Raw genomic sequence first — 12,133 nt, forward strand, 5'->3', positions numbered from 1 at the left:
CGGCGCTCGGCCGACACCTGCACCTGCCGGTCAGTCCAGCGCAGGATCTCGAAATTGCCGTCGTAGTGCTCGACCACGGCCGAGCAGGACTCGACCCAGTCGCCGGTGTTGATGTAGCGCACGCCGAACTTGTCGTGCATCGCGGCATGGTGGATGTGGCCGCAGATCACGCCGTGCACTTCATAGCGCTGCGCCTCCGACGACAGAAGCTCCTCGAAGCGGCCGATGAAATTGACGGCGTTCTTCACCTTCAGCTTCGCCCAGGCGGACAGCGACCAGTAGGTCAGCCCCAGGCGGCGGCGGACGATGTTGACGTAGGTGTTGGTGGCGAGCGCCGCGCCGTAGGCCCAGTCCCCCAGGAAGGCGAGCCAGCGCGCGTGGCGCACCACCATGTCGAACTGGTCGCCGTGGATGACGAGATAGCGCTTGCCGTCCGCCCCCTCGTGAATGGCGTGATCGACGAGTTCGATGCCGCCAAAGGAGCTGCCGACGTAGTCGCGCAAGAATTCATCGTGGTTACCGGGCACATAGACGATGTGCGTGCCCTTGCGCACCTTGCGCAGCAGCTTCTGCACCACGTCGTTGTGATTCTGCGGCCAGTACCAGCCGGACTTCAGCCGCCAGCCGTCCACGATGTCGCCGACGAGATAGACCGTATCGGCATCGTAGTGGCGCAGGAAGTCGATCAGAAGGTCCGCCTGACACCCTTTTGTACCGAGATGAACATCAGACAGAAACAGGCTTCTGACGCGGATGACTTCTGGCTCTGTCGACACCGGATCTATCCATCACTTGTCGTTAAGGTTCGCTATCGGAACCTTATTACCATTGCAGTTTGATGACGAGCGGATTTTTTCGGCGCATGAGGTGCGTAACCCGCTCGTGACAAAGGCTTCCGCGCCGCGCGCAAGGCTGCGGTGCCAGCGGGGGCCGGGCCGGCGGCGGGCGCATACACGATTCGTTAGGCACGAATCGAGAGAGACCGACGGCGGGCGCATGACTGCCTTGCCCGGCCGGCCCTTCAATTGAAGGGTGTTGCGACATATAACCACACGCAACGCCGGAGCTGGAATACCCCAGCGACGGCTTTTCCGTGGTGTCACGCCGTGAATCCCCCCCTTGCCATCGTCCTGAAGGTGCTTTCGGCGCTCGTCTTCACCGTCATGAGCGCCAGCATCAAGTATGTCAGCGACCGCATTCCCGTGGGCGAGATCGTGTTCTTCCGCTCGTTCTTCATGTTGCTGCCGCTCCTCGTCTGGCTCGCCTGGCAGGGGCAGGTGATGGCGGCGCTGCGCACGCGCAATGTCATGGGGCACTTCCGGCGCGGGATCATGTCGAGTTCGAGCATGTTCCTCAACTTCCTCGCGCTGTCCTACCTGCCGCTGACGGACGTTGTCGCGCTCGGCTATACGGCGCCGCTGATCGTGGTCGTGCTCGCGGCCGTGGTGCTGCGGGAGAATGTGCAGGCCTACCGGTGGATAGGCACGGGCATCGGCTTCGCCGGCGTGATCGTGATGCTGGCGCCGCATCTCGGCGGCGGCACCCTGCTGGCGGGCGGCGCGGCTTCCGTCGGCGTGATGATCGCGCTCGCCGGGGCCATCCTGACGGCCGGCGCGCTGATCCAGGTCCGCCGCCTGGTGGACACCGAGACGACGGGCGCCATCATCTTCTACATGTCGGTGATGACATCGGCGCTGGGCTTCGTCACCATTCTCGGCGGCTGGGTCGTGCCCACGGCCGAAGAGATGGCCGTATTGATCGCGATCGGCATCATCGGCGGCGTCGGGCAGATTCTGCTCACCATGAGCTTCCGCTATGGCGATGCGTCGCTGCTGGCGCCGTTCGACTATACGACGATGCTGTGGGCCTGCCTCTTCGGCTGGCTGATCTTCTCCGACTGGCCGCTTCCCGCGGTGTTCGTCGGCGCGGCCATCGTCATCGCCTCGGGGCTGTTCATCGTGTGGCGCGAGCGTGTGGAGACCCAGCGCCACGCACTCGCCCATTCGACGCTGACCTACACCGCGCTGACACATACGCCCTCGGCGGACGAACATCAGGTGGCGCCCATCGCCGTAGCGGTCAATCCCACCACGCCTCCGCGCGCCGTGTGACCGGATAGCGCGGTTGCCGAAACCGGTTGATCGGACGCTCCCGAGCGGGAAATATGTCTGCCCACGGTCTCCTCCGCATCGAATCGGGAAACGGAACCCCTTTCCCGGACGGATCCGGTGCATACATCAAAGAGACGGAGCGGACCGGCGTGCAAGGGGGATGCGATTCGTTTGTCTGACGACCTGATCACGCCGGAGATATTGCTGCGCGCCTATGCGGCGGGCCTGTTTCCCATGGCGGAAAGCGCCGACGACCCCGGCCTGTTCTGGGTCGAGCCGCGCGAGCGCGGCATCATTCCGCTCGATACGTTTCATGTGCCGTCGCGCCTGGCGCGCACCATCGCCGGCGACCGGTTCGAAATCCGCGTCGACACGGATTTCGAGGCGGTGATCGACGGCTGTGCCATGCCCGCCCTCGGCCGCGAGGAGACGTGGATCAACCACCGCATTCGCGTTCTCTACGGCGAACTGTTCGATCGCGATCAGGTCCACACCGTAGAGGCTTGGCGCGACGGACAGCTGGTTGGCGGCCTCTATGGTCTGGAACTCGGCGGCGCATTCTTCGGCGAGAGCATGTTCCACCGCGACCGCGACGCCTCGAAGGTGGCGCTCGCGCATCTCGTGGCGCGCCTGCGGCTGGGCCGCTTCCGGCTGCTCGATACGCAGTTCGTGACGCCGCATCTCGCCCGCTTCGGCGCCGTCGCCATCGGACGGCGCAACTACATGCAGCGCCTGGCGAAGGCGCTGCCGCTGCACGCGGACTGGTGGGTGTGGCCGCGCGGCGCCGTCGTCAGCGGCGCCGAGGTGCTGGCAGCGCTGGAGCCGTGCGCCGGCAATAGGGCCGCCTCCGGTCAGGGGCAGTGATGCAGCCAGAAGCGGGCGGGCGCGGTGCGGAATGCCCGCACGGCCTCGCAGCCCGCAGGGCCCTACTGCCTGATGGGCGCGAACAGCGGATCTGCGGGAATCATTTCTTCGCCGGGAGGAGCTTCCTCTTCCGGAGGGGGCGGAGCGTCCACCAGTGCATCCGCATCGCCGCCCAGCAGGCGACGGGGAGGCGGCGGCGGCGGTGCGTTGGGGTCGATCCCGGCGCCATCGGCTTCCGGCGGCGTTGCTTCCGGCGCGCCGGCGGCCGTCCCGTTGCCGTTGGTACCACCGCGGCAGTCCGTCAGCCAGATGTCGTAGACCGGGTGTTCAATGCCGTGCAGGCCGGGGCTCGATGCGAAGACCCAGCCCGTGAACAGGCGCTCGACCTTGCCGCCCGCGCCCACTTCGTCGACTTCCAGAAAAGCGTTCGTGTTGGGCGCTTCCGTCGGCGGGCGCGTGTTGCAGATGCGCGGCGTCAGCTGCAACGAACCGAATTGAACCGTTTCGTTGATGCCGACCTCGAAAGCCACGATACGGCCGGTGATCTTGTCGAGGCCATTAAAGACGGCGACCGGATTGGGAATCGCGTCGGCGTGCGCGGCTGGCGGCGCGAACGACGCCAGCGCTGCCACGAATGCCGGCACGACACCCCGCGCGCCGCGCCGGAACCCTGACCACTTCCTGACGATGGGCATCAACGGCTTCCCGCTCAATTCCCGGGAACCCACGCCTCGTAGTCGCCTGTTGCGGGCGGGCGGTGTCCGGTCGACAGCGTCGAGCCCCTCGGGCGCCAGGCATCGGGCGTGCCGGTCAGATTGGGCTGATGGGGGAGTTCCCATTCTTTCGGCACGTATTCTTCCTTGCTGGGCGGCACGTCCACCGTGTGGTGAAGCCAGCCGTTCCAGCCGGGCGGAACGTTCGACGCCTCGGCGTAGCCGTTGTAGATCACCCAGCGGCGCTCGATGCCCAACGCCGGGTCCTTCTTGCCGTTGCGCGTGCGGTAATAACGGTTGCCGAACTGGTCCTCACCGACCAGCTCGCCGTAAAGGCGCGTCGTGCGCAGGGTACCGAAGGTGGGGCCGTTCCACCAGGTGAAGACGCGCAGCAGGAAATCTTTCATGAACTGGTCCCGGTTACCGCATACTGCAGCCGATCAGGCGCCGGCGGGCGACGCCAGAAGCAGATGAAATCCGTCCGCATCCTTATGACGCTTCCCCCGCGCGATGTCCAGATCGCCGCCGGAATTTCGGCGGAACCGGACCCCGCGGGGGAGGGGGTGCCCGGGCGGTTCAGCTGTCCGCGCAAGCGCCGGACCGCCTCCATTCCCGAACGATTCTGGAGTTTTCCGCATTTCGATTGAAGCAGAAAGCCGAAAAGCTCCTGAGGCAGCGCGGTGCTTGAGCATTTGAAAAGCGAATCTTTTCCGCCAGAGGCAAACGTTGGAGTACTTCTGTTAAAAACAGAAGTACTCCAACGTTTAGTCGAAGCGCCCCGTCGCGTGCGAAAGCATCGTGTAGACCTTGCCGGTCTCCGACGTGAGATAGGTGCGCGTCAGCACCTGATCCTGATCCTTGCGCGCTACTTCCGCCAGCAGGTGTTCGAACTCGCCGATGTAGCGGTCCACCGTGTCCCGGAATTCGGACTCCTGCCGGTACTTGCGGCCGATTTCGTCGAAGACCTGCTGGCCCTGCAGCGTGTAGAGCCGGCGGGTGAACACGTTGCGCTCTCCGCCGCGGTAGCGCTCCCACAGCTCCACGGCCGCATCGTGATCGATCATGCGGGCGATGTCGCCGGAGATGGCGTCGAGCACCGCGAGCGTGTTGCGCTGGCTGCGGCCCTCCCGGCCGGTCGCGACGGGCTCATTGTCGTCGGAGGCACGCACCAGCAGGTCCTTCAGCCAGCTGCCGGTGCTCGCGACGGGCGTTCCGGCGACGGGCGTGTGCACGACGGTCTCGGCCACCGGTTCCGCCGTGGCGGGCTGCGGCGCCGGAGCCGGCCAGCGGGCGGGCGCCGCGATCAGCGTTGCGGCGCGGATGGCCGCCAGCGCGTCCTGGCTGGAGGCAGTGGCAACCGCGCCGCCGGCTGGCTCGGCCGGGGTGACGGCCTGTCCAATTGCCTCGCGAGGCGCTGCCACCGCGCGGGAGAGCTGGCTGGCGTTGCCGGCCTGCGTGACGATATCCGTCAATTCGTTCAGCGCCCTGATCTGGTCCGTGACCACCTTGCGCATGGCGGCGGTGCTTTCCTGCGTCTCGCGGGGCAGTGCCTCCAGACCGGCGTGCAGCACGGCGCGGGTGTCGGCGAGTTCGCGCTGGATGACGCTGGTGGTGGCCTGCATGCTGTGCGCCACCTCGTGGAAGTTCTCCGTGGCGCGGTCAAGATCGGCGCGCAGCGCCGCGATGACCGCCTCGTAGGACTGGCGCAGGGCCGTGACCGTGCGCTCGCGCTGGTCGGTGGCCAGCGCATCGAGCTGGGCCAGCTGCGCGGCGACATGGGCGCTCGTCGCCTCGCTGCTCCCGGACAGGGTCGCGCCGATGCGCTGCGCCTTTTCCTCGACCGCGTCCAGCGATTGCGTCAGCGCCGTGTCGAAGTTGCGGGTGATCGCCGCAAGCTCGTCCGTGCGGGCGTTGACCGAGGCAACGACCGCCTCCAGCGCGGTGCGGCGGCTCTCCACGGCGTCGCCGAGCTTGCCCTCGACGGCGGCGAGCGCCTTCGCCGCGCCTGCCAGCGCCGTGACATGCTCATGCGTGATCCGCGATACGTCGGCGCCCTGCTCCGCGAGGTTGCTGGCGACGGACGCCGTTTCCGCGATGGTGCGCGTGGCGACGGCCTGCAGCGCTTCCACCTGCTCGCGCACGCCGTAGGTCGCCCGTTCGCTTTCCTGCGACAGCGCCTGCACCACGTCCCGCAGCGATGCAACGCGCTCGGAAAGGCCGCTCTCGACCTCGGACAGGTTGCTGCCCGCCGTGCTCGCCAGCCGCTCCAGCGCCGTGTTGGCCTCCGAAATGCGGTGGATGACGTCCGACAGCTCGCCGCGGATGCGCTCGTTGGCGCCCACCAGCGCATCGATGGAGCGGGCGGTGCCTTCGTCGATGGCCTTCTGCAGCGTCTCGCTGGAGCGGATGAACAGGTCGGCCATGCCCTCGCTGCGTTCGCGCAGCGCGTCCACCATGGAGCCGCCGCGTGCCTCTATGGTGCGCACCACGGCCTCGCCGACGGACGCCATCTCGGTTGCGATCGCGTCGCCGCGCTCGCTCAGCGCCGAGACGAGATCGGCACTGCGGCCGTCGAACAGGGCGGTGAGTTCCTGTGTGCGGTTGCCGAGCGTCGCGTCGATAGCCTGCGCGCGCTGTGCGAGGCTTTCGTCGAGCGCGTTGCCGCGGTCGGTCAGGCGCGTGCCCAGCGTCTCCAGCCGGCCGACGATCCGCTGCTCGAACTGCGATACGCCGGTATCGAGCGTGTCGGCAATCGTGCGCGTGCGCTCGCCGAGGGTCGTGTCCACGAACGAGACCTGTTCGGCGATGCGCTGCGCGACGGCCTCGCCGCTCTCGGACACGGCGGTGCCGATGGCGGCCACCTTCGTCTCCAGCGCCTCGGCAGCGGCGCGCCCGCCGTCGGCGAGCGTGCGCGCCAGCTCGGTCGTGCGGCTGACGAGCGCCTCGTTGAGGGCGGCGGCGCGGGCGTCGATGCGCGTGTCGATGCCGTCGATGAGGGTTTCGAGCGCCTCGCTGACCTGCGCGGTGCGCGCCCGCGTCCGCTCCTCGAATGTCGTGATCCGTTCCTCGATGAGGCCGGCGGACTGGCGCGCGCTCGCGCCGATCTGCTCCGCTGCATCGCGCGCAGGGCCGGTGAGGCGTTTCTCGACGTCGTCGAGTCCGTTTTCGACGATGGTGGCCAGCGCCTGCGTGTCGCGCTCGATGCGCTGCGCCACCTCGCCGCCGCGCCGCACGACGGTGTCTTCCAGCGCCGCGAGCCGCTCGCCGAGCAGGTTGTCGAGATGCTGGCCGCGCGTGTCGACGATCTCGCGCAGCGCCGCAAGACGCGCCATCAGCGAGGAGTCGAGTTCCTGCCCGCGCGTGGCGATCGCCGTCTGGAAGGCGTCGAGGCGCGAGGCGATGCCGGCCTCGAAGGACTGGCTGTGCATCTCGATGCTGCTGCGGAAGCCCTCGATGCGCGCGCCGAGTGCCGTGTCGAGCGTCGCTCCCGTGCGGGAGACGAGCGTGTTGAAATGGTCGAGGCGGTTGGCGAGCGTGCCCTCGACTTCCTTGCCAAAGGCGGACACGCCGTCCTGGAATGCCGCGATGCGCTCGCCGAGCTGCGCATCCAGCGTCGCGCCGCGCTCGACGATGGTTTCCTGGAACTCGCCCAGCCGGGCGGACAGGACGGTGTTGAGTTCCGCACCGTGCCGGGCGATGCTTTCACCGAAGGTGGAAAGCTGGCCGCTGATGGTCTCGTCCAGCGCGCGGCTGCGCCGGTCGAAGACGTGGCGGAAGGTTTCGAGGTGGTTCGTCAGCAGGCCGCTGATCGCCGTCTGCTGTTCCGAAACCGTCTTGCCGACGTGCTCCAGATGGCCTTCCACCTTGCTGCTGCTGGCGGCGAACGCCTCGCTGATCGCGGCCGCGCCTGCCTCGACCGCCGTCTGCAGCGTCTCGACGCGCGTGTCGATGCCCGCCTCCAGCGACGACCGGCCGGCGTCTATGACGGACTTGAAGCTGCCCAGCCGCGACAGCAGCGCCGCGTCGATCTGGCTGCCGCCCTTGTTGATTGCCTCGTGGAACTGGGCGAGCCGTGCTGCCAGTTGCTCGTCGGTCTTGCGCCCGTAGTCGTCGAAGGTGGTGCGGAAGCTGTCGAAACGGGTGGAAAGCGTCGCGTCGAGCGCCGAACCGCCATTGTCGACGATGTCCTTCAGGCTGTCGAAGCGCGCCGAGAGCACGCCGTCGAGCGTCGTCGAACCCTCGTCAATGGCCTTGCGCAGCGCGGCGAGGCGGCCGGTGAAGGCGGCATCGAGCGTCTGCGCGCCGCCGTCGAGCGTCTCGCGCAGGTTGCCGAGCCGTTCGGCCAGTTTGCCGTCGAGCGCTTGCCCGCGGGTTTCCACGGTTTCCTCGAAGCCGGCGAGGCGCTTGCCGAGCGTATCCTCGATTCTGGCCGCGCCGCTCTCGATGCTGCCGTCGACAGCGCTGACGAGCTTGGCCACGGTGCCATCGACGGAGGTTGCGAGGCCGCCGACGAGCTTCTCCAGCGTGGCGCCGCCCTGGTCGAGGGCCGTGCGCAGTTCGCCGAGGCGTCCCGCGAGCCTGTCGTCGAGGGCCTGCCCGCGTGTCGTGATGGTCTCCTCGAAGCCGGCGAGGCGCTTGCCGAGCGTGCCCTCGATTCTGGCGGCACCGCTCTCGACGCTGTCGTCGACCGCGTTGACAAGCTTGGCCACGGTACCGTCGACGGAGGTTGCGAGGCCGCCGACGAGCTTCTCCAGCGTGGCGCCGCCCTGGTCGAGGGTCGTGCGCAGTTCGCCGAGACGCCCCGCGAGCTTCTCGTCCACGGCTTGCCCCTGCGTCGCGATCGCCTCTCCGAACCCGGACAGGCGCGTCTCGATGATGTTCTCGATCCTGTTCGCGCCAGCGCTGACGGAGCCGTCGACCGACGAAAGCAGGTTCGCGAACGAGGTCTCGAATGCGCCGGTGCCGCGGTCGAGCGTCTGGCGCAATGCCGCGACGTGGCCGCCGAGCTGCCCGTCGATATCCCGCCCGCGCGTCTCCAGCACCTCGCCGATGCCGGTGAGGCGGTTCGTCAGCAGCGTGTCGAGTTCCTTCTTGCCTGCATCGAATGCGGTTTCAAAGCGATCGCGTGCGGCGTCGAAGCCGCCGAGCGTCGATTTCAGGTTGCCGAGAGCGTCATCCAGACCGCTGCGCGTGCTCGTGAGAGTGCCGAGCGTTTCGCCGAGCCCGGTGAGCGTGGTGTTGAGATCGCCGACGAAGCGGGAGAAGCCCTGCAGGCGGGCGTCGAAGAGCTGGTCGACAGCGCGGGCGCTGTGGCCGATGACGGAACGCAGTCCGTCGAGCTGGCTTGTGAAGGCGGTTTCCAGCGTCTTGCCGCCGGTCTCCAGCGCATCCCGCAGGGTCTGCGTGCGTTGGCCGATGGTCTTGTCGAGGTCTTGCGTGCGCTCGCCGATGACGCCCTGGAACGCATCGAGATGCTGCGCCAACGTCCGGTCGAGCCGTTCGCCGCCGGAGGAGACGGTGGCCTCGAAGGCGACGAGACGCGCGCCGAGCGCCTCGTCGACCGCCTGGCCGCGGACGTCGATGGTGCGTGCCGCGTCCTCGGCGCTGGAGGCGAGCGATTCGTTGACGCGCACGCCCTGCGTGGCGATGGCGAGGACGACGTCCCGGCCCACGGAGGTGAGGGTGGCGTGGGTGGCCTCGACACGTTCGCGCATCGTGTTGTCGAGCGTTTCCGCCTGCTCACGGAATGCCGTCAGCATCTGCCCGGTGCCGTCGGCGAACTGCGCGCGCGCGGTCTCGGTCTGCTCGGCGATCGCCTTCGACAGCCGTTCGCCCGTCTGCGCGAGGCCCGTTTCCAGCGCCTTGCCGTCGTCGACGATGACCTTGCGGATGACATCGCCCGTGCGCGTCAGGCGCTCGGCCAGCCCGGTGCCGTTCACATCGATAGCCTCGGCGATTTCATGGCCTGTCTGCGCGATGCGCTGGCTCACTTCCGCGCCGTGCAGGCTGAGGGACACGGCAAGCGAATCGCCAGTCGATTTCAGCGTCTTGTTCACCTCGCCCGCGCGTGCGGCGATGGAATCCGCCACCGTGGTGCCGGCTTCGGCAAAGGCCTGCGCGGCCTTCTCGGTGCTTTCGCCGAGCACTCCGGCAAGGTGCTTGCCCGTGCGCGTCAGCCCTTCGCCGATTTCCCGCGCCTTGTCGTCGAGGGCCTGCGTGAGATCGCCGCTCGCGCTCGAGAGCCGCTCGTTGACGTTTTTACTGACGCCCGTGAGTTTGTCGAGGAGCTGGGTGCCGTGCGCCTCGATATCCTGAACGACCCGGTCGCCCGCCTGGGTTAGCGACTGCGAGAGCTGCTCGCCCCGCGCGGCGATGGATTCCGCGATGCGCGTGCCGACGATGGACAGCGACACGGTCAGCGCGTTGCTGCGCGATTCGAGGTCCTTCACCAGCGCGCCTTGCGAACTGGTGATCGCCGCCTGTGCCCGGTCCGCGCTGCCGACGATGGCGTCGCGCTGGGCGACGAGTTCGTCGATCAGGCCCCTGATGCGCACCTCGTTATCGGAATAAGAACGCTCCAGCGTGGCGATCTCGGTGCGCACCAGCGTGTCCAGTTCGCCCGCGCGCGCGAGTGCCCTCTCGACGCCGTCACCCATCGCCACCATCTCGCGCCGGACGGCCTGCGAGAGGCTCGCCACCGAATCCGAGGCGAGCGTCTCCGGCTGCGCCAGCCGCACGGCCACGCCCGTCATGGCGCGCGCCACGTGGCGAATCTCCTGCGTGCGCGCATGCAGCGCCGCGAGCACGAAGGCGAAGATGACCGGGCCCGCGACAGCCGCCGCATAGAGCGCCCACGATTGCGGATCGAGCGACGCAACGGCGGCCGAAAGGCCCGTGCCGGATACATCGCGCTGCACATAGAAGAAGCTCGCGACGATGCACGCCCAGATGACGGACAGCGCGGCGGCGATCCAGTACGGCCCGGCGGAGGGCTTGCGCTGCAGCAGCTGGAGGAGGGCGCCGACGGCCTCCTTGTCATCGTTCGCCACGCGCGCGGTATCGGGGGCGACGATGACGCCCCTCTGCGGGTCGCGCACGAAGGCGCTGCTTTCCGCGACGTGGCTTTCCCGGCCCTCGGGCTCGCCGGCCTCGCGCGGCGCGTTGCCGCGCGCTTCGGCGGAGGGAGCGGGGCGGGCGTGCTGGCCGTCCGTGCGCGGCAGCACTGCATCGGCGCGCGGCAGGCTGGCCTTCGCGGCTGAAGCGGCGCCATCGCCGGCGGCCGCGTTGCCGCTTGTGGAGGTCTGCCCCTGCGGCGGCGCGGACGCGGCCCGGGGCTGGGCAGCGCCGGTTGCCGGCTGCGCGGGAGCCCGGGCGGCAGCCTCCTGAGCGGGGGCGGCGGGTGCTGGCGGCGCGGCTTTCTCGGCGGGAGCCGGCTTTTCCGGCGCGGCAGCCTTGCTGTCGGCAACGCCGGATTTTTCCGCGGAGACGGGTTTTTCCCCGGCGCTCTTGGGCGGCGACTTCAGGTTAAGCGCTTCCTCAATGGCGGAAAGGGCTTCCGCCGTTGCATCGATACGCTTGCTTGTCTGAACCATCTTGCCGCCCCATTCGTGCGATTGAAGCACAACTATGCCAAGGCCCCGAGGGAGTTGGCCCATCTGAAAACACTCTAACGCTGCGCTCACCCTAAACTTTGCATCGCCGGATGAAAACCCGCTCCGACGCCTTTGCCGGACATCGTTAATCAAATATTAAGCTTATGGTAAACGCCGCGGTAGGGATTGAACGATGCCTTTGCCTGTCAATACGCTGCATAACGCTGCGCGGCGACAAGGGCACGCCATACCGCCCCTCGATGGGCCTGGCTCACCGAGGGGCGGTCAAGCCCGTACGGTGCTTGAGCAAAACTCACGCGCGAGCGGTCGAAGACCGGGAGCGAGGGTATAAACGCCTTCCGCCGGCAGTGTTGTGAGCCGGTGTTGCAGAAAAGCCGCGATCCGGATGCCGTGTGCAGAACAGTCAGGAAGTTTTATGCCGATCATTACCTATATCGATTCGACTGGGGCTGCGCGCAGCGTCAATGCCGCTTCAGGCTCCACAGTCATGGAGACCGCCGTCCGCAACGCCATTCCGGAAATCGTGGGCGAGTGCGGGGGCGCGTGTGCCTGTGCCACCTGCCACGTCTATGTCGATGACATGTGGGTCGACATCGTCGGCGAACCCGTGGACATGGAGGAGGATATGCTCGACTTCGCGCTCGACGTGCGGCCGAACTCCCGACTCTCCTGCCAGATTCGCGTCAGCGACGCGCTCGACGGGCTCGTTGTTCACACGCCGGAACGTCAGGCGTAATAATATGGACGGCGCGCGATTCATGCGTGCGATTGATGCAGGACAAGGCCGCAGGCGGCCATCGCCGCGATAGTGAGCCTGTTGAGCGAAGGAGAG

At 67.7% G+C, this 12,133-nt stretch carries 6 protein-coding genes and 1 pseudogene; 3 read left to right on the forward strand and 4 right to left on the reverse strand.

Going from position 1 to position 12,133, the window contains the following annotated elements:
* Positions 1-23: 23 nt before the first annotated feature.
* Positions 24-740: pseudogene (locus tag FHS82_RS02410) on the reverse strand (UDP-2,3-diacylglucosamine diphosphatase); the annotation flags it as partial.
* Between the two features lie 366 nt (positions 741-1,106).
* Between FHS82_RS02410 and FHS82_RS02415 the strand changes: the two are divergent.
* Both FHS82_RS02415 and aat read left to right on the forward strand, forming a co-directional pair.
* The gene (locus tag FHS82_RS02415; RefSeq protein WP_166948303.1) at positions 1,107-2,111 is read left to right on the forward strand and encodes an EamA family transporter; all 1,005 of its coding nucleotides are present in this window, start codon (positions 1,107-1,109) and stop codon (positions 2,109-2,111) included.
* 171 nt (positions 2,112-2,282) lie between these two features.
* Entirely contained in the window at positions 2,283-2,975 is a 693-nt protein-coding gene (gene aat / locus FHS82_RS02420; RefSeq protein ID WP_208394042.1) for a leucyl/phenylalanyl-tRNA--protein transferase, read from the forward strand.
* 62 nt (positions 2,976-3,037) lie between these two features.
* On the opposite strand, the gene FHS82_RS02425 is transcribed toward aat, so the two are convergent.
* The 3 genes from FHS82_RS02425 to FHS82_RS02435 form a co-directional block, all read right to left on the reverse strand.
* Positions 3,038-3,670, reverse strand: coding sequence for a DUF2155 domain-containing protein (locus FHS82_RS02425; protein ID WP_166948305.1), 633 nt, complete (start codon positions 3,668-3,670; stop codon positions 3,038-3,040).
* A gap of 14 nt (positions 3,671-3,684) precedes the next feature.
* A complete protein-coding gene (locus FHS82_RS02430) occupies positions 3,685-4,095 on the reverse strand; it encodes an NADH:ubiquinone oxidoreductase subunit NDUFA12 (protein WP_166948307.1) in 411 nt (136 codons plus the stop codon).
* Between the two features lie 357 nt (positions 4,096-4,452).
* Positions 4,453-11,280: an apolipoprotein A-IV repeat region-like domain-containing protein gene (locus FHS82_RS02435; RefSeq protein ID WP_166948309.1), complete on the reverse strand. Its 6,828-nt coding sequence runs from the start codon at positions 11,278-11,280 to the stop codon at positions 4,453-4,455.
* A 436-nt stretch (positions 11,281-11,716) separates the two neighbouring features.
* On the opposite strand from FHS82_RS02435, the gene FHS82_RS02440 reads away from it, so the two are divergent.
* Positions 11,717-12,037, forward strand: coding sequence for a 2Fe-2S iron-sulfur cluster-binding protein (locus FHS82_RS02440; protein WP_166948311.1), 321 nt, complete (start codon positions 11,717-11,719; stop codon positions 12,035-12,037).
* Positions 12,038-12,133 lie beyond the last annotated feature (96 nt).

The organism is Pseudochelatococcus lubricantis (genome assembly GCF_011762225.1).
GTDB classification, from domain to species: Bacteria; Pseudomonadota; Alphaproteobacteria; order Rhizobiales; family Beijerinckiaceae; genus Pseudochelatococcus; species Pseudochelatococcus lubricantis.

Excerpts from the sequence above, each read along its gene's own strand:
- FHS82_RS02425 (WP_166948305.1), bottom strand. The coding sequence starts at position 3,670 with ATGCCCATCGTCAGGAAGTGGTCAGGGTTCCGGCGCGGCGCGCGGGGT.
- FHS82_RS02430 (WP_166948307.1), bottom strand. The coding sequence starts at position 4,095 with ATGAAAGATTTCCTGCTGCGCGTCTTCACCTGGTGGAACGGCCCCACC.
- FHS82_RS02435 (WP_166948309.1), bottom strand. The coding sequence starts at position 11,280 with ATGGTTCAGACAAGCAAGCGTATCGATGCAACGGCGGAAGCCCTTTCC.
- FHS82_RS02440 (WP_166948311.1), top strand. The coding sequence starts at position 11,717 with ATGCCGATCATTACCTATATCGATTCGACTGGGGCTGCGCGCAGCGTC.